This is a genomic window from Helicobacter sp. L8, from assembly GCF_003660355.1.
Classification (GTDB): domain Bacteria; phylum Campylobacterota; class Campylobacteria; order Campylobacterales; family Helicobacteraceae; genus Helicobacter; species Helicobacter labacensis.
Window position 1 is genome coordinate 1 of sequence record NZ_QXQR01000001.1, and the last position, 23949, is coordinate 23949.

The window sequence follows — 23949 nt, forward strand, 5'->3', positions numbered from 1 at the left end:
CCAGCCAAACCCACCCCCCCAAGCCGCCCCCAAAGGCACAAAGAAAGATCAAGACAAATCAGTCGCTTTGGGGGTAGAGCAGACCGTGCGCGTGGATGTGCGCCGTTTGGATCACTTGATGAATCTCATTGGGGAATTGGTGCTAGGCAAGAACCGCTTGATTCGCATTTATGGCGATGTGGAGGAACGCTATGATGGAGAAAAATTCTTAGAGGAGCTCAATCAGGTGGTCTCTTCCATCTCAGCCGTAACCACGGATTTACAGCTTGCCGTGATGAAAACGCGCATGCAACCTATTGGCAAGGTGTTTAACAAATTCCCGCGCATGGTGCGCGATTTGAGCCGCGAATTAGGCAAGAGTATTGAGCTTGTCATTGATGGGGAGGAAACCGAGCTAGATAAATCCATTGTGGAGGAAATTGGCGATCCGCTCATCCACATTATTCGCAACTCCTGCGACCATGGCATTGAAAAACCCGAAGATCGCAAGATGTTAGGCAAACCAGAAACCGGGCGCGTGGAACTCAGTGCTTACAATGAGGGCAACCACATCGTCATTAAAATTACAGACGATGGGGCTGGGTTAGACCCCGAAAAGCTCAGAGAAAAAGCCGTAGAAAAAGGCGTAATCACCGAAAGAGAAGCCGCAGGGATGAGCGATAAAGAAGCTTTGAATATTATCTTCAAACCCGGCTTTTCTACTGCCAAGACTTTGAGCAATGTCTCAGGGCGGGGCGTAGGGATGGATGTGGTCAAAACCAATATTGAAAAACTCAATGGGATCATCGAACTTGAATCAGAAGTGGGGGTTAAAACCACCCAAAAACTCAAAATCCCCTTGACTTTGGCGATCATCCAAGCCTTGTTGGTGGGCGTGCAAGAGGAATACTACGCGATCCCTCTTTCTTCTGTGCTAGAAACTGTGCGCATCAGCCAAGATGAGATTTATAGCGTGGATGGCAAAAGCGTGTTGCGCTTGCGCGATGAGGTGCTCTCTTTGGTGCGCTTGGCAGACATTTTTAAGGTGGATGCGATCCTAGAAGCCTCTAGGGAGGTGTATGTGGTGATCATCGGTCTAGCCGATCAAAAAATCGGGGTGATCGTGGATTACTTGATCGGGCAAGAGGAAGTGGTGATCAAGTCTTTGGGCTATTATCTCAAAAGCACTAAGGGGATTGCCGGAGCCACCGTGCGCGGAGATGGCAAGATCACCTTGATCGTGGATGTGGGCACGATGATGGAGATGGCTAAAAATGTGAAAGTCAATGTCAACAATCTCATAGACCAAGCGCATAACTCGAACGCCAAAAGCGCGCCTAGCGATTATGTGATTTTAGCCATTGATGATAGCAACACGGATCGCGCGATGATGCGCAAATCCCTAAAGCCTTTAGGTGTTACCGTGATCGAGGCGAGCAATGGCTTAGAGGGCTTGGAAATGGTGAAAAACGCAGACAAAGTGCCCGATGCGGTGTTGGTAGACATTGAAATGCCTAAGATGGACGGGTATGCCTTTGCCTCTGAGGTGCGCAAGTATAATAAGTTTAAAAACTTGCCCTTGATCGCGGTTACCTCACGGGTTACCAAAACCGATCGTATCCGCGGGGTGGAGAGTGGCATGACAGAATACATCACCAAGCCCTATAGCCCGGAATACCTAGCCAATGTCGTCAAACGCAGCATTAAACTAGAAAATTAAGGAAGAATATGAAAGACGCGGCGGCTTTAAAAGAAATCTTTGACAAGCAGAAAAACAAGGACGAGATCAAAGCAGAGGACACCGAAGAGATTTTACAATTCATTGGGTTTATCATTGGGAGCGAGGAATACGCCATCCCTATTCTCAATATCCTAGAGATCGTCAAACCCATCGGCTACACCCGTGTGCCAGAAACTCCCAATTATGTGCTAGGAGTCTTCAATCTGCGGGGCAATGTCTTCCCCCTCATTAGTTTGCGCCTCAAATTTGGTCTGCCCCCTGAGAAACTCAATAAGGACATGCGCTACTTGGTGGTGCGCCATAACGATCAAATCGCGGGCTTTTACATCGATCGTCTTACAGAGGCGATTAGAATCAAACAATCTGACATCGATCCTGTACCAGAAACATTGGTGGACAACAACCAGCTCATTTTTGGGATCGGCAAGAGGGAGGATAAACTCGTCTCCATTTTAAAGGTGGAAGAGATTTTGAAAAAAGATTTCTGATGCCACAGGTTGCGTTCTGTCCTAAGAGGTGGACCCGGGATTATCAGGGATTATCAGGGATTATCAGGGATTATCAGGGATTATCAGGGATTATCAGGGATTATCAGGGATTATCAGGGAGTCATCATGTTAAAACGTGCCAAAATTGGGGTTAAAATGTCCTTGGCGGTGTGTGGAGTGGTGATCGTTTCTGTGGGGATTTTGGGGTGGTTGATTGGATTGAAAGTCCAAACAGCCATTAAGGATCGCGCGATCGCCCAGCTGACAGAGGGTACAGGGGAGGTCGCTGCGCGCATGCAACGCGTGGTGGGGCGCATGCTCAACGGGTTTGAGGACTTTTCTAAAGTCCTAGCCAATGTTAACCCCACCCAACAAGAAGAAAAGCTCAAACACATCCGGAAATTTTTCTTTGTGGACGCGCCAAGCGTCAAGCGCGTCAAGATTCGCTACGCTAGCGCGCCCCGGATCACAGAGGTTTTTTACAGACAGGACACCACATTTGCCACCCCCACACAAGAAGATTTGCAGGACCCCGTTATCGATCGCGTGAACGCGGATCACAACGTGCATAAAAGTTCTGTTTTTTTTGAAACGATCGGGGATAAAAAGTACTTTGGATTTGAGTTTGCCTTGCCTCTGTTCAAGGGGAATAAGATGGTTGGCGTAGTCAGCGCGTTTTTTGATGCCAGCACCTTACTGAGCTTGTCTTTTAGAAAGAATCAAGACACTTTTATGTTACAACAAAATGGTTTGGTGCTGACCTCAGGCAACCCAAAAATGGACCCCAAAGTGCAAGGGCGTTTTTTGGTAGATGTCAATACCAGCCCCAGCGCGCGCGCATTGCAAGACTTTGTGCGTAGCAACAAATCAGGGCCGCTAGATTACCACACTGTGAGCACCGATGAAGATGGAATCTTAGTGGTAACCCCCTTTAAAATGTGTGTCAATGTCAAAAGCGATAGTGGAGATTTTAAATGGGTGGTGGCGCGCTACATCGCCAAAAGCAATATTGCTAGGACCACCCATGAGATCTACACGATCATTTTCATCGCCTCAATTCTCATTGTAGTCCTCATCACCGGGATCACCTTGCTCTTGATGCGCTATCTCATCGCCCAGCCCATCGCCACGCTGTCAAACACCCTGCATGCCTTTTTTGATCTCCTCAGCCAGCAAAACACCACAGAGGTTGCTATCATGCCCGTCAAGCATTATGACGAAATTGGGATCATGCAACACTCTATCAATGAGAATATTCTCAAAATCCAAGAGCGCATCAAAATGGATTCAGCCTGTATGCGCGATGTTTCCTTAGTGGTTCAAGAGATCAAACAAGGCAATTTCAGTCAAGAGATCGCCGCCACGCCCGCTAGCCAAGACCTCGTCCAGCTCAAGCAATTCTTCAACGAGATGATCGCCTTTTTACAACAGCGCATCGGTTTTCATATCCAAAATATCAACCAAGCCTTTGCGCGCTACCAAGCCCTAGATTTCTCTCAGGGCATCCCTAATCCTTCTGGAGAGATGGAGCGCACTTTAGACACACTGGGTACAGAGATTAAAGAGATGTTGCAAACTTCTTTGCGTTTTGCCAACGCGCTAGGCGAAGAATCCAAACACCTTAAAGGGTGTGTGGACAATTTAAAAGAGAGCGCGAGCCAACAAAGCCAGAGCTTAAATGTAACCTCGCAATCCATTGCCAATATTCTGAGCGCGATCCAAGATGTCAGTGTGCAAAGTGAAGCGATGATCGCCCAAGGTCAGGACATCAAAAACATCGTAGAGATCATCAAGGACATCGCCGATCAAACCAATTTGCTCGCCCTTAATGCCGCCATTGAAGCCGCACGCGCGGGTGAACATGGCAGGGGATTTGCGGTGGTGGCTGATGAAGTGCGCAAGTTAGCCGAACGCACCCAAAAGTCTTTGGGCGAAATTGAGAGCAATATCAATGTGCTGGCCCAAAGTATCAGCGACACCACTCAATCCATCAAAGCCCAAGCCCAGCATGTAGAAAGTATCAATGGCGCGCTAGAAGCCTTCAAAGCGGACACAGAACATAATTTGAAAATCGCAAACACTTCCCTAGAGGTAGGGCATCGCATCGATCAAATTTCCTCAGACATTCTTCAAGATGCCAACCAGAAAAAATTCTAGGAGTCTTATGCAAATCCTTAAGAAAATCCTATGGGTGCTTTTCATCTTGCCCGTGTTGATCGGGGGGGTTGTGGGGGGGGGATACATCTTGTTTTTGTGGGGTGAGGCAGGAGGGGAGGTACAAAAAATCGTGCACTACAAACCCGCGCTAGCCACCAAGATTTTAGACACGAAGGGGCGCTTGATCGCCAATCTCTATGACAATGAATTCCGCATTTACGCGCCTTTTAAAGAGATTCCCCCCAAGATGGTAGAGGCTTTATTAGCCGTTGAAGACACCTTGTTTTTCGAGCACAATGGGATCAACTTAGATGCGATCATGCGCGCCTTTTTAAAGAATTTACGCCACCAAAAATACAGCGAAGGGGGGAGCACTCTCACCCAACAATTAGTCAAAAACATGCTCCTCACGCGCGAAAAGACTTTGGATCGCAAGATCAAAGAGATCGTGCTAGCCTTGAAACTCGAGCAAAAATTGAGCAAGGAAGCGATTTTGGAACGCTACTTGAATCAAACTTTCTTTGGGCATGGTTTTTATGGGGTGAAAACTGCCAGTTTGGGTTATTTCAAAAAACCCCTCAAAGCCCTTACCCTCAAAGAAATCGCTATGCTTATGGCGCTCCCGCGCGCCCCCTCTTTTTACGATCCCACTAAACATTTAGATTTTTCCCTCACGCGGGCTAATAGCATTATCCGCCGCCTATTTAATTTAGGTTGGATTAGCCAGGCAGAAATGCAAAGCGCGCTAGCCCAAGTGCCTAAGGTTTATCGCACCACCACGACTCAAAATGTCGCCCCCTATGTGGTGGACGAGGTGGTGCGCACTCTGGGTTTCTTGCCCGACTTGAAGACAGGGGGCTACACCATCAAACTCTTTATTGACCTAGACTACCAAAACCTAGCCAGAGAGGCGTTGGTGCGCGGTTACGAGAACGCATTAGAGCGTTTGCGCGAGGATCACGACAGCAGTTTGAATGGGGCGATCGTGGTAACCGACACGCGCACCGGACATATCTTGGCGATGGTGGGGGGGGTAGACTATGCCAAGAGCGCGTTTAACCGTAGCACACAGGCTAAACGCCAATTTGGCAGCTCTATCAAACCCTTTATTTACCAAATTGCCTTTGAACACGGGCTTTCTAGCGCGTCCTTGATCCCTGATGTGGCGCGCACCTTTAGCACAGGGGGTTCTAGAAACTGGCGACCCAAGAACTACAACCGCAAATTCTCCGGGCTCATCACCCTGAAAAAAGCCCTAGTCAACTCCATCAACCTAGCCACCATCAACCTAGTGGACACTGTTGGTTTTGACACCATCTACCAAGGCTTGCAGGATTTTGGCTTTTCTAATTTGCCCAAAAACATGTCTATTTCATTGGGCAGCTTTGGGATTTCCCCCCTAGAGGCGAGCATGCAATACTCCCTATTCTCCAATTACGGGACCATCTTAGAACCTAGCTTGATCTCTGATGTGATCGATGCACAGGGGCAAGCCAAACTCTTGCAAGTAAATCCCCCCAAACCTATTTTAAGCAGGGCGCAGGCATGGCTTACCCTCTCTATTTTAAAAGAAGTCGTGGAGAGGGGCACGGGCACACACGCGCGCGTGCCGGGCATGGAAGTAGCGGGCAAAACAGGGACTTCTAATAATTATGTAGATGGGTGGTTTTGTGGCTTTAGCCCTAGTTTACAAGCCATTGTGTGGTTTGGCAGGGACGACAATAGCAGTATTGGGCGTGGCATGGCCGGGGGGGTGATCGCCGCGCCCGTGTTTGCGGACTTCATGCGCCATGCCCTCCAGATTAACCCCGCGCTCAAACGCCACTTTCCCATCCCCCAAGGCGTGATCGTCCAAAAGATCAATGGCGAAACCTACTATTCCACCCAAAGCGCACCCCTGCAAGACGACCTAGAACAAGAAGACAGCACCCAACCTTTAGTGTTCTAATGCCCCTCCTGCTCTAAACCCCATTCTAAAGCTTTGATGGGCGCGATGGTGTTGCCAGCAATGCCTTCAATGCAACCGCGCGCACGCGCGACAATGAAATGAAGCCCCTCTATCTGTTTAGCCCGTTTAGCCCATTGTTTTTCAAACTTAGCCCAGAGTTTTGTCATGGATTCTTTTTCTTTGTTTAAATCCTCCTGCATCTCCCTAAAGATAGCGATCGCGTTTTCCACCTCCTTAGCAAACTCTGGACCTATCAAGTAGTCATAGAGATCGCCAATCTTGCCTCCCTTGTTTTCTTGGCTTTTCTGCGCCCACACCAGATGGGCAACCATCGCGCGTAAAATCCCACAAAGACCCTTAAATTCTTGGAAAGTGCAGACATACACGCCCTTATAAAGCCCCATGCGCTCCATAGAATTGGGTAAGTTTGTGCTCACAAGCACCCCTATATGCGCCCCTGCTTCCCGCTTGTTTTGTGTGAGTTTTTCAACCCATTCTTCTTTAAAATCCTTGGCGCGCTTGCTCTCATAACAAATCACACCGCAATCTCGTCCCCTGCTATCGCGCACCACTTGCAGACAATCTGCCCCCCTTTGCCCCTTTTTGATCTCTTGGATGCGATCCATGGGGAATTTGTCGCGCAGGTATGCCTCAATAGCCAATTCTTGGACCTCCCCTTGTAATTGCTGAGAAATATTGGCTTGCGCCTTTCTATTGGCTTCTTGGATCGCCTTTTCTAAGCGCTCTCTTTGCACTTCTTGGGCTTTGAATTTGAGTTCGTATTCCTCTTGAATCCTAGCCTGCAGAGTCTTTTCTATCGCCTCTGTGTGTGCCTGTAGTTGCGCGGTGTTTTGGGCTTGCAAGCGCGCTTGTTCTTGTTGCAGTTGGGCTTGCATTTGGGCGCGCTCTTTGTGGAGTGCTTGTTCTACCCCTGCTTGAATCTGTTGTTGCACAGTTTGCTTTTGGGCATTGAGTTGTTTTAAGGCTTCTTGGTATTCTAATTGTTTGTTGGCGATCTCTTGTTGCACCTGCGCGGACAAGAGGTCGTCTATTTTGAAAGTGTGTTGGCAATGAGGGCATGTAATACTTGCTAGCATGGTGGCTCCTTGTGTTTGTGGCATTGTAACGCATTTAACCTTGCGCGCTATCCAAAACACTGGAGTTTGAGCGCAGGACGCGCGGGCATTTTTTGTCCCTTGGGTTTGGTTTAAATCTATCTAGGCTTAAGGGTTTTGCCCCCCAAGCAAAGTCTGTAGGGGGGGGGTTATGCGCCTCTTTTGGGGGGATTTGGGGCATTGTGAGCGCGATCAAGCAGGCAGGCATTGGGGCCACATCCTTACTAGAACAGCTCTCCAAGATCTTATGGAAACACGCCTTGGCTAGGGGCTATAAAATCAAGGATTACAACACGGGAGAAACCATCCACAAGAGCCTGGAGGGATACATCGTAGATATTAGAGTGGCTTGTGATGGAAGAGAAAAAGAAGATGTTGAGCGTAGCATCCATGAAGTGGTCAAAGGTCTTAAACCCAAAGCCTCTAAGAATAAACAAGAAAGAGCCCAAGGGGCTATCAAGTATCTCAATAAAGGAGGTGTGGGTTCTGCAGAACAACTTAGAGAAATCCCTGAAATCTTCTTAATGCAGGTAATGGAGCAGCTAAAGGGCTTGAGATTAGTGGCTTATACAGGCATTTTTCAACCTAAAGACATTTTTGAGCCCTTTGATACCCCTGAAAGTGTAGAGAGCGCACGCTTTGATGATTCTATATTTAAAAATGTGCCTACTTTCAAAAGAGATGAGGACAACAAAATGAGCCTAGATGAGCACCTTGACATTTACGCACCTGTAGAGCAGTGCATGGCTGATCATACAGAGCAGAAATATACGGACGACTGGGCTGTACTAGAACCTTTGTGTGCTAAACATATCCGTCTGCATTTCTTATTGGAATTTGAACAGCTACGACCCAAATTGAAGGTGTTGGCAAGAAAACTAAGTGGAGAGAAGGATTTTATTGTAAAGGGGATGAGGGAGTGCTCGCAAATTTATATGGATATACCCCATGAGGGGTTTGTCTTGCAGGCAGCAGCTTATGCAAAGGTGAGTGAGTGCTACCATTCGTGGATTAAGCAATATCGAGAACAATTAGAAACAGGACCTATACCCTTAGAGTCTTGGCTCTTTCAAAAAGCCTGTCAGGCTTACACCTTTACAGAGCTCACGAGAAACTTGCAAGAAAGTATGGGCTTTACTTTCTTGCTCTTTAGATACGGGCGTTTGAAAGACGGGTGCTTTAAAGAGGATGACACTCTTTTGACTTTAGAAGGAGTTGAGCAAAAGTATAAGCAGCTAGAAGCACAATACGAGGCTCTAGCAGGCATAGAGGCGGGGTGGATAGCTCTATTGATAGCACTAAGCTAGAAAAACGCCTAGAAAAGCTCTCTAAGCGTCTAAAAAAGCTATATGCTAAGAGAGAGATGCCTTAAAAGAGGAGAAGGCTAAACTCAAAGCGGAGAGAAAGCGGTTGAAAGAGATTAAGGCATAGGAGAAAAAGCAACTCAAGGAGATTGAGCAGAGAGAGCGAGAGCAAAAGAAGAAGGACAAGTTATTAAAGTCTAAGTCTTTGGTACGGAGGGATTTAGAGCAAGGGGTTTTAAATAAATCCTTGTTTGGGGATTTTGTGATGGGGGATGAAGATGTGTATCTGGCGTTTAGCAAAAAAGACTATACGCCTCCAAAATCCCTCAAGCCTCCTAAGAAAACACGAAAGAAAACTCTTGCCAAACCCGGAAGCCATTCTCAGACAAAACGGCAAGCTCAGTCTTGTCAAATAACTAGAACACATTCTAGCTCTGATTTTAGTCAGACAGATAGTCAGACAGGACCACCCATAGTGGATGAAGAAGCCTATCCAACTCAAGGATAACAAAAACCACATTGTTCAAGGGGGTTCAAGGGGGCATCCCCCTTGCCAGCAAACGGAGCGTAGCGGAGTGGTAACACGATGGCTACTTTGTAGCCGCAAGTGTTATGCTGGCTAGGAAACCACGAATTTTAACCCGAAATGGATTGAAAAAGGCTTATTTGACACTTGTGTAGCTCTCTAGGCGCAATGAAAATCTCTATTTGAGTGGAGTGCCATCCAAACCTTCTAAACCATCTGGGGCTGTCTGCAAAGCGGTTCTTTAAAGGTGTCGTCCTTTGGAAGTTGATCTGGATACCTCTCTTTCAGACACTCTGTGAACATTTCTGTATCCTCCCATCTTCTCCTCCCATGTTTCCTGCTTGCCCTTCCGCATCCTTTGCATCGCTTCGTATTTCTGACACGCCGTTAACTTCTTGGAATTGGTTGGCTTTTGTAGCTGTATGTTGCCCTGTGGATTGAAGGATTTGTTTATCTGTATCTGCAAATCCTTGTTCTGTTTTTTCATCAGAAAAACCATTGTTGCTGTCTCCATGGTGAGGAAAATCGCCAGAGTAATCGCGCTGATCCGCCATAACTTGCGACTTTGGAGCAATTCCTTCTGTCTGCTCTCCTGCTCCAATATCAGATTGCGCACGCCCTGGATTTGCATCAAGACTTTTTTCTTCAAACCCTGTTGCCAGTTTTGTTGTCGGGCTTCCTGTTGGTTTTGCCACTTCTGCAAATTTTGCTGCATAGATTGGTGCTTGTATAACCATTAGATTTTTTGATAGTATGGCTTTTTGTTTTGCAAAAGAAGACTTGTGCGTCAAGCTCTCTTGTTTCTCTTTGCGCTCTCTTTTGAGCTTCTCTATCACTCTTTGGCAGATCACTTTGGTGGTCATTAAGCGTTTTTGCTGGTCTATAAGAATAGGAGTCATAGCAGGAGGAGTTTGGTGTTTGGCATAGTAGCGTGCCATGTCTTTTAAAGCCGCTTCATCGGCGTAATCTGCAAGTCCTAGCACCTTAGCGACTTGTTGATGGAATGCGCGGTAGAGCTCTGTATCTATGCTCCCATCCATTCTGCGCACAATCAATCTGCTAGAGATAGGCTCGCTTAAAGGCACGATGATTCTAAAACGCTCTATATTAGGGCGTTTGTCCTTCTCTTTGAGCTTCTTGTAATTGCGTGAGGGCACAATGGCAAAGCAAATGGGGTATTTAGCCTTGTCCATAAACTCATAGGCTTCTTGCACGCTTAAAGGCTTTTTCTTGCCCTCTTGGTCGTTGTCAATGTCAAAGAATAAAAAGGGGTGAAAGGCTATGACATTTTTAGCACTTCTTTGGGCGTGCTTTGGATCATACTTTTGGGCAAAGACAGCTACAGAAACATCAAACTTTATGGCAATCTCTGCAATGTCTTGCCATTTGCTCAGCTCTATACTTCTCCAATGATGACAGGCATTGAAGTTTGCAGGTTCAGAGATGCTAATGGTAAAGCGGTTCAAGGGTCATCTTTGATAGGTATTCTAACAAGCAAAATGGCTCACTTTTAACCTACCTTTACTAGCACAAAAAAGAAAAAATCACCCCCACAAACACACAATTTTTACCCTCCTTAAAAAATGTGCATTCTCATTATTAAGACAAAATAAAACTACTAAATACCGCTATCATGGGGCTTTGCACAGGTATTCTGCAAAAAAGTTCAGAAATTGTTTCCAATCATGTTCGAGTGAAGTTGATATATCCCTCATGTAATACTATCGAAAAACAATAGAGATTTCACCAGACCTAGATTGTCTCCATTCATTTCTGCCATCCAATAAATCACCTCACATATTAAAAATGAATATCAAATCTTCCCATAAACAACACTATCACAAAACATATACTGAATTATAGAATATCACACAAATCTTTAAGTTTTTTTTTAATGAAAAACATGATACGCTAAATACTGAAAATAAATATCAAAGGAGCATACAATGAAAAGAAGAAAATAGCAGGTTTTAATCATAACCACAATAACCACAATAACCAACCACACGACACAAGACTATTAAATACCGAAGAGGCTGCTAAATATTTAGGAATAGATATAGGTACCATGGTAAGATGGCGCAAAGAAGGAAAAGGTCCCGAATATGTAGTTATAGGTGGTCTAGGTCAAGGGCGTAAAAGAATCTTTTACCCAGTCTACAAACTTGAAGAGTTCAGAAAAGATAATCCACAACCTAACACCAATAAGCGTGAGGAGTTTTACACTTTAGATGATCTATCTACTAGAAACGCAGACTCTCCTCCCGGTAGGTTCGGTAGAATTAGCCGTAGCACAGTGCTAAAATCATTGACCTCAGAGCCACAATGGAAATGGAACGGCAAGACTATAATAGACAGAGAAGACAGAGAGAACTCTAGGATTTACATTAAAAAAGATTTAATGAAGAAATGCCTCTTATCAAATATGGGCATTGATGATGACAAAGTATCTCGCTATGTCAACATACAAGAAGCTGCACAAATACAAAAAATCAGTGTAGGAAATTTGCATGCATTACACAGAAATAAAAAAGGACCTCCATGTGTCAAGTTTGGTCAGGTCCGCGTATATCCCCTAGAACCACTAGAACAATATATCCAGGAAGACGAATCAATACAAGGTGCTTTTGGAGAACACAGGTGCGCTAGAGAACTAGGTGTTAGCATAGACACACTTAGGGAGTGGAGAAAAAAAGGGGTGGGGCCAAAATGGGTTGAGTTTTACGGTAAAATCTACTACCTAGAGGACGAAGTCAAACAGTTCAAAGATAAACTAAACCAAAAACTGTAAGCTACGATGGGCGGTTACTTGTGTGTGCCCTCGCCCTTTTTGTCTTTGCGGACCTGTTCTAGAGTTGATCGATCCTTTAGATTACCCCACAACTATAAGAGATAGGATTTTTACACGGCTTATGGTGATGTGCGGTAAGAGTTAAATGGTGAATAGGGCTACTAAAATGGCTCTAAAAACGCTCCACAATCGCTTTTGGGAGAAAAATCAAAGCCAAAACACACTTTTTTTTGAAAAATTTTACAATCTTGGGGAAATTTTTAATTGTTTCTAAGAAAGAGATAGATACGCTTAAGTCACCATAACACAAGCGTATTTAGCGCGTAATAACAAACTGAAACTTAAACCTTCCAAAAGACAAAGAGCCTACCAAAAGAGGGGCAAGAAAGTAGTCCCCCACACGAGAGTGCCCTAAAAAGATGCCTTGCCAAGCACAGAAAGCAAAAATACAGTACTGTGGCTTGGAAAATCAACAATATCTACAAGATTTTGAGCGATGAGACCCATGAGTGGCATGAAGAATTTATGGAGAAGTATCTGGGTAAAATCAAGGTGGGAGCTTTTAAACAGCAAAGATCAGATATTCACTACTGCAATAGCTTGATACTAGCAAGCCATCATGGAGAGATGGGTGTTGTGCGTGCGAATTGTTGTCATCACCGCCTTTGCACAACTTGCAATGAATTACAAGCTTCTATTCGAAGCAAACTCATTGCCCAGCACGCTTTACCTCAAATCTTAGAGAATCATCGTTTGATCATGCTCACTTTGACGGTGCAAAATTGCAGTGCGCAGGATTTACACAACACCATCACGGTGATGCACAAGGCTTTTAAATACCTTATGGACACAAAGGGAGAAAATGGACTTAAAGAGCGTTTTGATGTGCCTAAGCTTCTTAAGTTGGATTAGAACTACAGAGATTGTGGGGGATTATACAGACTTCTCTAATGGAACCTGCCATCCACATTTACACATTCTTGTGCGTGCGGACTGGGGCTACTACAGCGGTAAGCGGTATTTACTGCAAGAATGAAACTTTTTAGCCGCTTCTAAGTCTCAAACCAAAATCCGATACTGATATAGCACGAAAATCCGAAATTTTGTCAAGCTATTCACAACGGCAGTTTTTAATGCACATTCTAGTTCTAGTAGTTGTTACGATAGTTCCAACACTTTAAAGAGCAGTTCTGATATGATTTTCCTATGAGTTTTTGTTGTGCTACTACACAGTTCCTTACCAACCCCAAGCCAGTTCTTAATAGTTTTTCTGTTCAGTTCTCATACTTGTTAATGTGAGTTCTAATATGATTTTTTATCAAAAGTTCCCTGCACATTTCTCTTAGTTCTCCTAATTATCTAGTCAGTTCTCCAACCAAATAAAGATAACCTTAGATAAATCTTTAATATATATCTTAAACAAATCTTAACCATTACATCTTGGCATAGACTTTGACAAGTATTGGACACACCAAAAACTCCTTAAAATGTCTTTTTTTAAAATGCTTCTAAGTAGCTCGTAATACGCCCCTGAATCCATCTCTACATTTTGGTATTGTTTTTCAAAATATTCCAAAGCAAAGGGGGTGGACAATAAAGCTAGAATCCAACGCTTGCTAATGCGGAAATTTTTAAGATACCAAGGTTTGCTATCCCCATAAAAATGCCACATGATCACCTCCTTAGAATCGTTAATGTGTTTGTGGATAGGGTGTGTGGGGTTGTCAAAATCCTTAGGATAAACATTGTAAGTGTAGGGTAATTCCAAGATACGCCCATGGCACATTAGAATCAAAGTTTCTTGTTCAGGATACAGCAAAACATGGTGTTTGGCGCGCAAAAAATCTAGACATCGACTCTCTAGATTATCCTTGCGCCATGCCTTGAGATTGAGCACCATAAACCCGACATTAAAGCTATTGGCATGCATGATCTCCCACTCCTGCATGGACAACGCGTGTTCAGAAAAGTCAATATGACGGCGGCGTGCCTCTCTCTTGTGCCTTTTGATGAGTTTTTCTACACGCGCGGGACCAAATTCCTTAGCCGCAGCAAAATAGTAGGGATCATCCGGGTTTAATGTAAAGTAACTCGCGCTCAAATCCTGGCTAAACACCACATCTACATCACAAGAGATGATCTTGTCATATTGGGGGAATAAAGAGGGCAAAACCAAGCGCAACAAGATCAAATTAGAAAAACGGGCTTGGGTGGCAGGGTGCAGAGTTTTAAAGAGAGTGTTTAATGTTTCATGGTAGGGGTGTTCGTGGTTCGTGGTTCGTGGTTCGTGGTTCGTGGTTCGTGGTTCGTGGTTCGTGGTTCGTGGTTCGTGGTTCGTGGTTCGTGGGATCAACATCTAAGAACTCCAAGCGCGCGAAGTGAGCAAAGGACGCGATGTTTTCTTGGAGCTTGTCCTTATGGGCTTGATCTAAGCCTTGCGTGAACGCGTGGATGGTGTAGGTGTGGGGTGTATGCGCGCGCGCCATGCAAGCTAGCATGGAGTGCATTGCTACCCCAGCGGGGATACAATAGCGTTGATCAAAAGCCATCACTATAGGGATCATCTCTGCTTGTGCCATTGTTTGCCTTTAAACTTTTAGTTGCGCCCTGAGGGCTTGTAGGCGCGCGTAGAATTCCTGGTATTTTTTTTGCGCCTCTTGCATGCTAACAGCCACAAAAGACACCTTGTCATTGGGACGCATTTGGGCTAGGGTGCCAAGAGAGTTCTTTAAGAGTGTGGCGATCTTAGGATAGCCCCCCATTGTTTGGCAATCAGCCATCAACACAATGGGTTGCCCATCTGAGGGGACTTGGATACTCCCTACCACTAAGGGTTCAGAGATCATCTCTATGTGTTCTTTGTAGGCTAATTGTTGCCCTTCTAGACAAATCCCCATGCGGTTAGATCGCACCTTAATCGTGTATGGCATGCTTAAAAAATCAGAAAGGCTAGCTGGGTTGAAGTAATGCTCTTGGGGACCCAAGAGCACCCACAAGGACGCGCTAGGGGGGTAGTGGGGTTGCAGATTTTGGGGCACTTTTTTAAGTTTGTGCTCAGGGCGCACGATGATATTTAATACATCGCCATTTTGTAAAACCCGCCCTTGTAAGCCTCCCATGCGTGTGCGCACATCTGTAGCCTTGCTCCCACACACCACAGGCACATCTATTGTGCCTGAAAACGCCACATAGGCGCGCACCCCCTCCCCCAAGCGTCCAAAACTCAAAATATCCCCTTTTTTGACATCGTGCGACTCCCAATTGGCGATGTCTTGATCGTTGATCTGGGGATTCAAATTAGCTCCCGTGATGGCTATGTGCATGGACTCCAAAAATTCTAGGCGCGCGCCCGTGTAGGTCATCTCCAACAAGGCTTCTTGCGCCTCATTGCCCACTAAAAAATTTGCCACTACCGCGCTAAACTCGTCCATCACCCCGCCTATAGGAATACCAAAGCGCATGTAAGCCCTGCGCCCTAAATCCTGAATGCTGGTAAATAACCCCGCTTCTAGCACCTTGATATTAGCCATGCGTAGACCTTTTAGCGCGCTTGAGAGTATAAACACCTTCTTGCACCTCTTTGGCAATTTGGTGGTAAGTGTCTATGCTAATGGGCACAAAGCGCACGCGATCGCCAGGTTGCAAAAAAACGGGGGGATCTTTACTGGGGTTGTAAAGCTCAAGGGGAGTTCTGGCGATGATTTGCCAGCCCCCCGGGGAAGCCAGCGGATAGATTCCTGTTTGCATGCCCGCAATACCAATGGATCCGGGCGCAACCTGCACCCTAGGGGTGGCTAATCGGGGTGTGGCTAACAAGGCATCTAACCCACCCAAATAGGCAAAACCGGGTAAAAAGCCCAGCATGTAAACCAAGTAGTCTGGCGCGCTGTGTTTGTCGATCACCTCTTGAGCAGAAAGCTTAGTGTGGGCGCACACAGAGGCTAAATCCTGCCCAAACTCTGGCGCGTAACAAGCCGGGATTTCTACAAGATGGGAACAAACCTCTAGGTGTTCCTCTTGTATGTCTAGGTGATCTAAAATGTGGATCAAATCCCCATAAGAGCACACTAAAGGGTCATAGTGGATCAAAAGAGTGCAGTAAGCAGGCACGAGCTCCACCACCCCCTTTATGCGCCGCGCTTCTAAGGACACGCGCACTTTTTGAATCTGGGTGTGGGTTTTGGGGCTAATTTGCGCGCCAAAGTCCAAAAGCAAAGCACTCTGCCCGTATGCAAAATACTTCACTCCCTTTATCAAAACACACTCCCTAAATGTGTTAAAGAAAGCCCCCCTAAATAGGCACTAAAGAGCACCACCAGCGCGCCCAAACCAGATAAGATTTTGGGGTGTTTGTAAGAGCCTACTAAATTTGTTTTATACCCTGCGATGAGGACAAGCGTTAAACTCAAAGGCAGGATCAGCCCATTGAGCGCGCCGGCGATGATGAGTAGGGCTACGGGTTTTTGAATCAGCATGAACAATAGCGTTGAGATCACAATAAAGCCAATGATACAGCCATTTTCATGCCTTTGGACAAAAATAAACCCTTTTAAAAAGGACACGCTGGTGTAAGCCGCTCCCACCACAGAGGTCAAACTAGCGGCTACAAACACCATCCCAAAGATTTTATAGCCCCACTCCCCGGCTGCGATTTTAAAGGCACTCCCGGCCGGATCATTTTTATCTAGCGTATGCCCAGCATACAAGACTCCCAAGATCGCCAAAAAGAGTAAAAGGCGCACCAAAGTGGCGATCCCAATGCCCAGATAGGCAGATGTGTCCACTTGTTTGAGATCGCTCTTTACCCCCGCATCTAAGAGGCGATGTCCCCCGGCAAAGATGATATAGCCTCCCACAGTGCCCCCACTGAGGGTTAAAACAGCCAAGATAGAAAATTGGCTAGGCAAAATAGCCTCCTTGGCGGCTTGGGCTAGGGGAGGTGAAGTGCTAAAAGCGATGTAGCCTACCAAGAGAATCACTAAAGCCCCCAAGACTTGGGCAAGCTTATCCATAAGTGCCCCTGCCCTCTTAGAAAAAAAGATCACCATCCCCAAAAAAGCCCCCAAGAGCGCGCCAGCTTTGAGATTTAAACCCGCAAGGATTTGCAACCCAAGAGCAACTCCCCCAATATTGCCCACATTAAACACCAATCCCCCAAAACAAATAATAAAGGTGAGCACCCCCCCTAAGCCGGGCAAGAGCGCGCTAGCGATCTCATCTCCCCTTTTTTGCGTGATCACCAAAATGCGCCACACATTGAGCTGTGCGATCAAGGACATCCCCACAGAGAGCAAGAGCGCGCAGGCAAAAGAGCTACCTAACTCTTGGGTGAATTGGGCTGTTTGGGTGAGAAAACCCGGTCCAATGGCAGAAGTCGCCATAAGGAACGCTGCGCCTATGAACGCCGATTTAGAGCGCATAAAGCGGCTTGATGGCGATGTCGTGGTGTTCTAGGGCTTGGCGGATTTGCAAAGCAAATTCTAAAGCCTCCTTGTGATCACCATGGACGCAGATCGAATCGGCTTGAATCTCTACACTCGTGCCATCTATGGCTTGCACCCTGCCATTGATCACCATGCCAAGCACTTGTTCGATGGCTTGCTCTGGATCGCTAATCAAGGCTTTAGGGTGGGCGCGTTCCACCAAGCGGGCATCGGGGTAATAACGCCTGTCTGCAAAGACCTCTTGGGCTACCCTCAAGCCTTTTCTTTGGGCTTGTTTAGCCATGGCACTCCCGCTCAAACACAGAATAACCAAATTAGGATCATAGTCCTCTATGCCTTCTAGGATCGCTGTGGCTAGGGATACATCATGCGCGGCTTGGTTGTAAAAGCTCCCGTGTAATTTCACATGCCCCAAGGTATACCCACAAGCCTTAGCAAAAGCGTTGAGCGCGCCCACTTGGTAGAGCATGTAAGCCCTAGCCTCTTTGGGGCTAATCTCCATCTTGCGCCTCCCAAAACCCAATAAATCAGGCAAACTTGGGTGCGCGCCCAAGCTAACCCCCAAAGCCTTAGCCTGCTTAGCAACTTGAGCCATGATCAAGGGATCGCCAGCATGCCAGCCACAAGCACAATTCACGCTACTCACCTGCGCCATAATGGCTTTATCATCGCCCATGGTATAACACCCAAACCCCTCCCCGATGTCGCTATTAAGGTCCACCACTCTCATAGCAGGATTATACTACAAGAATGTAAAGAGTGTGGGTTTATCCCCCTAGAGATTTTAAGCTAAAAATTTTGCAGTTATTGTTATAATGATCCGTTTTAAGACTTGAATTTAAGGATGGCAATGGCGCAAACCCTTTCGATTATCAAGCCCGATGGTGTAAAGAAACGCATCATCGGCAAGATTATCACGCGCTTTGAAGAGGCGGGTTTAGAAGTGATCAAGATCAAACGCTTGCGCTTGAGTGTTTCTCAGGCGCAGGATTTTTACGCCGTGCATAAAGAGCGGGCGTTCTTTAAGGATTTGATCGCATTCATGACGAGTGGGGAGGTGGTGGTGATGGTGCTTGAGGGAGAGAATGCCGTGGAGAAGAATCGCGATCTAATGGGCGCGACCGATCCCAAAGAGGCTAAACCGGGTACCATTCGAGCCGACTTCGCGCAGAATATTGATGCCAATGTGGTGCATGGAAGCGACAGCGCGCAAAACGCGCAAAGAGAGATCGCGTTCTTTTTTGCTTGATTGGCTGTGAAGTTGCAAATGCGTAAAATTGGAGTGCTTGCCAAGCCTTTTTGCCTTAAGGAGGGGGATCTGTGTTGGGAGGGAGGGGTGTGCCGTGTGGGGGACAAGCTTTACTTGGTGGAGGGGAGTTTGCACGGGCATTTGCAAGTGCAATGCGCTTTAAGTGGGGTGTTCTTTGACAAACCCATTTCTGAAGAGTTGGTGTTGTGCGTGAGTGATGGCTTATACACAAGCGCGCAGCGGGAGTGTTATGTGGGGGGTAGGTTTATAGATAGTTTAGATGTGGTGGAGAGTTTTGATGGTTGCATTGATCTAAGCGCGTTGTTGCGTGCAGAGATCCAATCCATCCAGCAAGATTACCATTACGCCGATCAAATTCAATAAAGGAGAGTTATGGCAGTTCCTGATAGACGCGTGAGCAAGACGAGAGGCAGAAAGAGGCGCACACACTATAGCGTGAAGCTGGCGATGCCTGTCAAAAATAAGGACGGGAGTTGGAAATTGCCCCATTTCACCAATAAATTTACAGGGGCTTACTAAGTGGTTCCGGATTAAAGACAATGAGAATTGTCATTGACATGATGGGGGCGGATCTGGGGGTTTTGCCCATCATTGAAGGCGTGTCTAAGGCGCTAGGATCTGTTGCCTTTAAGCCCGTTTTGGTGGGCGATGAGAGCAAGGCTAAGGCTTTTATCTCTAAGGATTTAGCCTCTAAGGTGGAGCTCATCCATTGCCCGGATTATATCCACATGGAAGAACACGCCACAGATGCCCTCAAACGCAAAGAGTCCTCTATTTTTGTGGCGATGGATATTTTAAAAAATGGCGCAGACGCTTTGGTTTCAGCCGGACATAGCGGGGCAACAATGGGTTTGGCGACCTTGAAGATCGGGCGCATTAGAGGGGTGAATCGCCCCGCGCTTTGCACGCTTATGCCCTCCATAAAAGAGCGCGCCAGCCTGTGCCTAGATGTGGGAGCTAATACAGATTGCAAGGCTGAATACCTCTTGGATTTTGCCATCATGGGTTATCAATACGCCAAGGATGTGCTAGGCTATGAAAACCCCACCGTGGGGCTCCTTGCCAATGGGGAAGAGGATAGCAAGGGCAATTTGATCACCAAAGAAGCGTTCAAACTCATCAGTGAATACCCTCTATTTAACCAACACAATACGGATACCCCTATTTTTAAGGGGAATGTGGAAGGCAATGACATTTTTGAAAATGTGGTAGATGTGGTGGTGTGCGATGGGTTTGTGGGGAATGTTGTGTTAAAAACCACAGAGGGCACGGCTAGCGCGATTGGATCGGTGTTTAGAAATGAGATCAAGTGTAGCTTGGGAGCCAAGCTGGGCGCGTTCTTACTCAAAGGGGCTTTTTACACCCTCAAGCAAAAGACAGATTATGCCGAATACGGGGGCGCGCCCTCTTGGGAGTGAGTAAAGTGGTGATCATCAGCCATGGCAAGAGCAATGCTAGGGCGATGGAATGCGCGATTTACCAAGCGATCAAAGCCAAAGAGAGTGGGGTGTGTGAGAAAATGGCGTTGGCTTTCGAGCACAAGCAAGCCCCCAAAGAAGTGCCCTAGATTAAAAGGAATAGAGATGGCCTATGCAGCCTTGAAATCTGTAGCCTCTTATGTGCCCCAGATTTGCGTGAAAAACAACGCTTTTGAGTCCCTGCTAGACACCAGTGATGAGTGGATTCAAAAGCGCACCGGTATCCAGACGCGTTATTTTGCCACTAACCAAGAACAAAGTAGTGACCTAGGAGTCAAAGCCGCCAAGATCGCCATTGAGCGTGCCAAGATCGCTAAAGAAGACATTGACTTGGTCTTGGTGGGCACACTCAGCCCTGATTACATGTGCATGCCCTCTACAGCTTGTGTGTTGAGTGCTAAACTGGGTTTGCAAAACACGCCTAGCATGGACATTATTGCCGCATGCAGTGGGTTTATCTATCTATTATCTGTGGCTAAGGCTTTTGTGGAGAGTGGCATGTATGCGCATGTCTTGATCGTGGGAGCGGAGCGTTGTTCTAGTGTGCTAGATTTTGAGGATCGTAGCACCTGTGTGCTGTTTGGAGATGGGGCGGGGGCATGCGTGATTGGGCGCACAGACAACCCCAAAGAGCGTATTTTAGATGTTAAGATCGCCTCTAATGGTCAGCATGCCAACTACCTCTATACCCCAAGGGCACTCAAAAACAGCCCCTTTATCCAGCAAGATACCCCCCAATCCCAATCCCTCCAAATGAAGGGCAATGAGGTCTTCAAGCTCGCCATTAAGACGCTACTCAAGGATGTAGAAGAAATTTTACAAAGCAACGCGATCGCTCCAGAGGAGATCACCTATTTTATCCCCCACCAAGCTAATTTGCGCATCATCCAAGCCGTGCAAAACCAATTGTCCTTTAGTCCTCAGCAGGTGGTCTTGACCGTGCAAAAATATGGGAATACATCGGCAGCTAGCATCCCGATGGCTATGAGCGATATTTATGAACAAGGAAAACTCAAAAAAGGGGATTTGATGCTATTGGATGCCTTTGGGGGAGGGCTGACATGGGGTTCAGCCTTAGTTTACTACGGGGGCGATCAAGCTTAATTTTAGGCACAAGGCGTTAGAATTAGCACTTTTGAAAGCAGAAAGGATTGGCATGACAGTTGTTAGACTTACACGCGTGGGACGCAAAAAAAAGCCTTTTTATAGGGTGGTGGTTACCGATTCGCGCAAGAAACGCGATGGGGGCTGGATCGAGTCCATTGGTTATTACAACCCTTTGAGCAACCCCAAAGTGGTGCAGATTGATCACGCCCGCTTGGACTATTGGAAAGGCGTGGGGGCTAAAATGAGCCAGAGGGTGGCTAAGTTGGCGCAAGGATCACAGACTTAAGATGCAAGAGGGCGCATGTGTAGAGGCGTTCATCTTGGAATACTGCAAGAAGATCGTAACCTACCCACAGATTGTAGAAGTGCGCTCCCAACTTGTAGAAGAACACCTCAAAGAAATCGCCATTTACACTAATCCGATGGATATGGGGCGTGTGATCGGCAAAGAGGGTAAGATCATCAGCGCGCTCAAGGCGTTTATTTCAGGGATGAAGGCTAAGGACGGCTTGAGTTACAAAATCGTGGTGTTGGCTTCTGAAAATCCCTATGTGCTTTAAGCCAGAGGACTTAGTAGTGGTGGGGCATCTAGGCAGGGCTGTGGGCTTAAAGGGGGGGATAAAATTGATCTTAGAGGGCGATTTTACCCAGTGTTTGCAAACAGGGGTGCGCGTTTATGTCTATAGCCCCACTCCCCACTCCCCCCCTCCAACTCCCCTAGTGGTCGCGCACTACCAAGCCCAAAAGGCTTTGATCTTCTTTGAAGAAATCCAAAGTCTAGAGCAGGCGAGGGGTTTTGCATGCTGGATTTTAGCGATGAGTAAGACGGATAGTCTTAGACTTTGCCCCCTGCAGGAGGGAGAGTTTTTATACTTCCAACTTGTGGGTTTGCAAATTATAGAAGCTCAAGAGGTCTTAGGTGTCGTAAAGCGCATTGAACGGCTGGCTAATACAGACTATCTCTTTGTGCAAGGCATCCACAAGCTCTTTTTGATCCCCTATATTGAAACCTATATCAAGGGTGTCGATTTGTCAGCGCGCTGCATTTATACCACCCATGCTAGAGGACTCTTAGAAGAGAGTTGATGCGCTTTAGTTTTCTAACCCTATTCCCCCAACTCATCGCCTTTTATTTTGAGGATTCTATTTTAAAGCGCGCCCTAGAAAAGCAGGTGTTTAGTTTAGAGATTTTTAACATGCGCGACTTTTCTCCCCATAAATTCCAGCGCGCGGATTTTGCTTTAGTGGGCGGGGGGGCTGGGCAAATTTTAGACCCCTACATGGTGGAAAACGCGCTCAAGCATGCCCAAAGTCCCAGCGCGCATGTGATTTTTCTAACCCCCAGTGGAAAACGCTTTTGCCAACAAGATGCCAAGCGCCTAGCCACACACCAGCATTTAGTGCTTGTTTGTGGGCGTTATGAGGGGTTTGACGAACGCTTGGTTGAATCTTATGCCCATGAAGTGTTGAGTGTGGGGGATTTTGTGCTCACGGGGGGGGAGTTGGCAGGCTTGTGCCTTTGCGATAGTGTTGCGCGTTTGTTAGAGGGCACTTTAGGTAACGCGCGCTCTTTGGAACAAGAAAGCTTTGAAGACAACACCCTAGAAGCCCCTAATTTTGCCCGCACCCCCCTTTTAAACACCCCATCCTGTGCGCACTCTGGGGTGATTTCAGAGTATTCAAAGGGAAATCATGGCAGAATTAAGAGTCTTATGCGCGATTTATCCATGGACAGGACGCGGTTTCACGCCCCTAATCTCTATGCCTTGAATCGCTCGCTACACACTTTTAGACACATCAAGAAAGGGCGTTGATGAAAAACCGCTATATCCAACATTTTGAAGACACCCAGATCAAAAGCCAGCCCCCCATTTTCAAAGCGGGAGACACGATCAGGCTAGGGATTCGAATCCAAGAGGGCGATAAGGTCCGCACACAATATTTTGAGGGGGTGTGTATTAGCTTGCGCGGGGCGGGCGTGGATCGCACCTTTTGCGTGCGTAAGATCAGCGCAAATGGCATTGGGGTGGAGAGGATTTTCCCCCTTTATGCGGAGAGTTTGGTGAGTGTTGAGGTCTTGCGTGTAGGGCGTGTGCGCCGCGCCAAACTCTATTATTTACGCGGTCGTAAAGGCAAGGCTGCTAGAATCAAAGAGGTGCGTAAGAAAGAACTCACTTGAGAATCCCCTTAAGCAGGGATGTGTCCTCTGGCGTGAACCGCCCCTCCCTAAAGGGAGGAACTTCCCAACTAACAGAAACTAGCGTTTCTTAAGCTCGAAAGGCTTTGCTGTTTATACCGCAAGGCTAGTTTCAGTTCCCAAAAGACTTACAGACCCACTGGCGGGTGGAGATTAGTTACCAACCCGTCATTGTGCTCGTTTTAATGGCTAGAACGAGCGTATCCAACTCTGCCATATTAGGTTTTTACTAATCTCGCTTACCTATTGCAAGGGTAGCCTTTCTTTTCTTAGCGTGCGCTTACATCTCTACCATAAAGGACGGAGTTTACGCGCAATCTAGATAAACTTACTTGCCTTTTAGTAAACCTCCATGGCTTGCCCTCGCGTTTGCACGCCTAAGACAGAGGGTTCATGCTATTTTG

General features: G+C 46.7%; 24 protein-coding genes and 1 pseudogene. 17 read left to right on the forward strand and 8 right to left on the reverse strand.

Annotation, left to right across the window (positions count from 1 at the left end):
• From EAO37_RS00005 to EAO37_RS00020, 4 genes are all read left to right on the forward strand, one after another.
• The coding region (locus tag EAO37_RS00005; protein ID WP_162982901.1) for a chemotaxis protein CheW at positions 1-1699 on the forward strand (1699 nt) is incomplete at its 5' end.
• A gap of 8 nt (positions 1700-1707) precedes the next feature.
• Positions 1708-2208, forward strand: a complete 501-nt coding sequence (locus tag EAO37_RS00010; protein ID WP_120946362.1) for a chemotaxis protein CheW — start codon at positions 1708-1710, stop codon at positions 2206-2208.
• A gap of 126 nt (positions 2209-2334) precedes the next feature.
• A complete protein-coding gene (locus EAO37_RS09770; protein WP_120950823.1) occupies positions 2335-4365 on the forward strand; it encodes a methyl-accepting chemotaxis protein in 2031 nt (676 codons plus the stop codon).
• A gap of 13 nt (positions 4366-4378) precedes the next feature.
• Positions 4379-6313 carry a PBP1A family penicillin-binding protein gene (locus EAO37_RS00020; protein WP_120946370.1) on the forward strand — a complete coding sequence of 645 codons (1935 nt, stop codon included), beginning with the start codon at positions 4379-4381 and terminating at the stop codon, positions 6311-6313.
• Here EAO37_RS00020 and EAO37_RS00025 read toward each other — a convergent pair.
• The gene (locus EAO37_RS00025; protein ID WP_120950825.1) at positions 6310-7410 is read right to left on the reverse strand and encodes a DUF2130 domain-containing protein; all 1101 of its coding nucleotides are present in this window, start codon (positions 7408-7410) and stop codon (positions 6310-6312) included. The two genes, EAO37_RS00020 and EAO37_RS00025, sit on opposite strands and share 4 nt — an antisense overlap.
• Before the next feature lie 92 nt (positions 7411-7502).
• Between EAO37_RS00025 and EAO37_RS09440 the strand changes: the two genes are divergently transcribed.
• Entirely contained in the window at positions 7503-8735 is a 1233-nt protein-coding gene (locus EAO37_RS09440; protein WP_240451656.1) for a hypothetical protein, read from the forward strand.
• 807 nt (positions 8736-9542) lie between these two features.
• Here EAO37_RS09440 and EAO37_RS00040 read toward each other — a convergent pair.
• On the reverse strand, positions 9543-10724 hold the full coding sequence (locus EAO37_RS00040) for a hypothetical protein (RefSeq protein ID WP_120950829.1): 1182 nt from the start codon (positions 10722-10724) through the stop codon (positions 9543-9545).
• 494 nt (positions 10725-11218) lie between these two features.
• Here EAO37_RS00040 and EAO37_RS00045 point away from each other — a divergent pair, with 494 nt between their 5' ends.
• Positions 11219-12049, forward strand: coding sequence for a helix-turn-helix domain-containing protein (locus EAO37_RS00045; protein WP_276206395.1), 831 nt, complete (start codon positions 11219-11221; stop codon positions 12047-12049).
• 456 nt (positions 12050-12505) lie between these two features.
• On the forward strand, positions 12506-12961 hold the full coding sequence (locus tag EAO37_RS00050) for a protein rep (RefSeq protein ID WP_120950833.1): 456 nt from the start codon (positions 12506-12508) through the stop codon (positions 12959-12961).
• Between the two features lie 514 nt (positions 12962-13475).
• Here EAO37_RS00050 and EAO37_RS00055 read toward each other — a convergent pair.
• From EAO37_RS00055 to EAO37_RS00075, 6 genes are read right to left on the reverse strand one after another with little or no spacing between them, the layout of a single operon-like run.
• A complete protein-coding gene (locus tag EAO37_RS00055; RefSeq protein ID WP_120950835.1) occupies positions 13476-14405 on the reverse strand; it encodes a glycosyltransferase in 930 nt (309 codons plus the stop codon).
• Positions 14299-14628: a glycosyltransferase family 8 protein gene (locus EAO37_RS09090; protein ID WP_162982902.1), complete on the reverse strand. Its 330-nt coding sequence runs from the start codon at positions 14626-14628 to the stop codon at positions 14299-14301. The genes EAO37_RS00055 and EAO37_RS09090 overlap by 107 nt, the downstream gene beginning before the upstream one ends.
• A 9-nt stretch (positions 14629-14637) precedes the next feature.
• Positions 14638-15579, reverse strand: a complete 942-nt coding sequence (locus EAO37_RS00060; RefSeq protein ID WP_120950837.1) for a biotin-dependent carboxyltransferase family protein — start codon at positions 15577-15579, stop codon at positions 14638-14640.
• Complete coding sequence (pxpB, locus tag EAO37_RS00065) at positions 15572-16306, reverse strand: 5-oxoprolinase subunit PxpB (RefSeq protein ID WP_240451658.1); 735 nt, start codon at positions 16304-16306, stop codon at positions 15572-15574. The genes EAO37_RS00060 and pxpB overlap by 8 nt, the downstream gene beginning before the upstream one ends.
• Positions 16303-17469 carry an NRAMP family divalent metal transporter gene (locus EAO37_RS00070; protein WP_120945864.1) on the reverse strand — a complete coding sequence of 389 codons (1167 nt, stop codon included), beginning with the start codon at positions 17467-17469 and terminating at the stop codon, positions 16303-16305. The genes pxpB and EAO37_RS00070 overlap by 4 nt, the downstream gene beginning before the upstream one ends.
• Complete coding sequence (locus EAO37_RS00075) at positions 17459-18223, reverse strand: 5-oxoprolinase subunit PxpA (protein WP_120945863.1); 765 nt, start codon at positions 18221-18223, stop codon at positions 17459-17461. Before EAO37_RS00075 ends, EAO37_RS00070 begins: the two co-directional genes overlap by 11 nt.
• 120 nt (positions 18224-18343) lie before the next feature.
• Between EAO37_RS00075 and ndk the strand changes: the two genes are divergently transcribed.
• From ndk to rplS, 10 genes and pseudogenes are all read left to right on the forward strand, one after another.
• The gene (gene ndk / locus EAO37_RS00080; RefSeq protein WP_120945862.1) at positions 18344-18742 is read left to right on the forward strand and encodes a nucleoside-diphosphate kinase; all 399 of its coding nucleotides are present in this window, start codon (positions 18344-18346) and stop codon (positions 18740-18742) included.
• Between the two features lie 18 nt (positions 18743-18760).
• Positions 18761-19126 carry a hypothetical protein gene (locus EAO37_RS00085; RefSeq protein WP_240451659.1) on the forward strand — a complete coding sequence of 122 codons (366 nt, stop codon included), beginning with the start codon at positions 18761-18763 and terminating at the stop codon, positions 19124-19126.
• 9 nt (positions 19127-19135) lie between these two features.
• Positions 19136-19282, forward strand: a complete 147-nt coding sequence (rpmF, locus tag EAO37_RS00090) for a 50S ribosomal protein L32 (RefSeq protein ID WP_120945861.1) — start codon at positions 19136-19138, stop codon at positions 19280-19282.
• Between the two features lie 41 nt (positions 19283-19323).
• Positions 19324-20330 (forward strand): annotated as a pseudogene (gene plsX / locus EAO37_RS00095) (phosphate acyltransferase PlsX).
• Positions 20331-20340: 10 nt separating this feature from the next.
• Positions 20341-21345 (forward strand): beta-ketoacyl-ACP synthase III, encoded by a 1005-nt coding sequence (locus EAO37_RS00100; protein ID WP_162982222.1) that lies wholly within the window; start codon positions 20341-20343, stop codon positions 21343-21345.
• 52 nt (positions 21346-21397) lie between these two features.
• Positions 21398-21634 carry a 30S ribosomal protein S16 gene (gene rpsP, locus EAO37_RS00105; RefSeq protein ID WP_120945859.1) on the forward strand — a complete coding sequence of 79 codons (237 nt, stop codon included), beginning with the start codon at positions 21398-21400 and terminating at the stop codon, positions 21632-21634.
• A 1-nt stretch (position 21635) separates the two neighbouring features.
• Positions 21636-21908 carry a KH domain-containing protein gene (locus EAO37_RS00110; RefSeq protein WP_120945858.1) on the forward strand — a complete coding sequence of 91 codons (273 nt, stop codon included), beginning with the start codon at positions 21636-21638 and terminating at the stop codon, positions 21906-21908.
• The gene (gene rimM, locus EAO37_RS00115; RefSeq protein ID WP_120945857.1) at positions 21898-22434 is read left to right on the forward strand and encodes a ribosome maturation factor RimM; all 537 of its coding nucleotides are present in this window, start codon (positions 21898-21900) and stop codon (positions 22432-22434) included. The genes EAO37_RS00110 and rimM overlap by 11 nt, the downstream gene beginning before the upstream one ends.
• On the forward strand, positions 22434-23162 hold the full coding sequence (trmD, locus tag EAO37_RS00120) for a tRNA (guanosine(37)-N1)-methyltransferase TrmD (protein ID WP_120950839.1): 729 nt from the start codon (positions 22434-22436) through the stop codon (positions 23160-23162). The genes rimM and trmD overlap by 1 nt, the downstream gene beginning before the upstream one ends.
• Positions 23162-23527 carry a 50S ribosomal protein L19 gene (rplS, locus tag EAO37_RS00125; protein ID WP_120950841.1) on the forward strand — a complete coding sequence of 122 codons (366 nt, stop codon included), beginning with the start codon at positions 23162-23164 and terminating at the stop codon, positions 23525-23527. The genes trmD and rplS overlap by 1 nt, the downstream gene beginning before the upstream one ends.
• Positions 23528-23949: the final 422 nt, after the last annotated feature.

Bases quoted from the DNA above. Each gene is read 5' to 3' on its own strand.
- EAO37_RS00010 (WP_120946362.1), top strand. From the start codon at position 1,708: ATGAAAGACGCGGCGGCTTTAAAAGAAATCTTTGACAAGCAGAAAAAC.
- EAO37_RS09770 (WP_120950823.1), top strand. From the start codon at position 2,335: ATGTTAAAACGTGCCAAAATTGGGGTTAAAATGTCCTTGGCGGTGTGT.
- EAO37_RS00025 (WP_120950825.1), bottom strand. From the start codon at position 7,410: ATGCTAGCAAGTATTACATGCCCTCATTGCCAACACACTTTCAAAATA.
- EAO37_RS00055 (WP_120950835.1), bottom strand. From the start codon at position 14,405: ATGTTGATCCCACGAACCACGAACCACGAACCACGAACCACGAACCAC.
- EAO37_RS09090 (WP_162982902.1), bottom strand. From the start codon at position 14,628: ATGGCACAAGCAGAGATGATCCCTATAGTGATGGCTTTTGATCAACGC.
- EAO37_RS00060 (WP_120950837.1), bottom strand. From the start codon at position 15,579: ATGGCTAATATCAAGGTGCTAGAAGCGGGGTTATTTACCAGCATTCAG.
- EAO37_RS00070 (WP_120945864.1), bottom strand. From the start codon at position 17,469: ATGCGCTCTAAATCGGCGTTCATAGGCGCAGCGTTCCTTATGGCGACT.
- EAO37_RS00075 (WP_120945863.1), bottom strand. From the start codon at position 18,223: ATGAGAGTGGTGGACCTTAATAGCGACATCGGGGAGGGGTTTGGGTGT.
- ndk (WP_120945862.1), top strand. From the start codon at position 18,344: ATGGCGCAAACCCTTTCGATTATCAAGCCCGATGGTGTAAAGAAACGC.
- EAO37_RS00085 (WP_240451659.1), top strand. From the start codon at position 18,761: ATGCGTAAAATTGGAGTGCTTGCCAAGCCTTTTTGCCTTAAGGAGGGG.
- rpmF (WP_120945861.1), top strand. From the start codon at position 19,136: ATGGCAGTTCCTGATAGACGCGTGAGCAAGACGAGAGGCAGAAAGAGG.
- rpsP (WP_120945859.1), top strand. From the start codon at position 21,398: ATGACAGTTGTTAGACTTACACGCGTGGGACGCAAAAAAAAGCCTTTT.
- EAO37_RS00110 (WP_120945858.1), top strand. From the start codon at position 21,636: ATGCAAGAGGGCGCATGTGTAGAGGCGTTCATCTTGGAATACTGCAAG.
- rimM (WP_120945857.1), top strand. From the start codon at position 21,898: ATGTGCTTTAAGCCAGAGGACTTAGTAGTGGTGGGGCATCTAGGCAGG.
- trmD (WP_120950839.1), top strand. From the start codon at position 22,434: ATGCGCTTTAGTTTTCTAACCCTATTCCCCCAACTCATCGCCTTTTAT.
- rplS (WP_120950841.1), top strand. From the start codon at position 23,162: ATGAAAAACCGCTATATCCAACATTTTGAAGACACCCAGATCAAAAGC.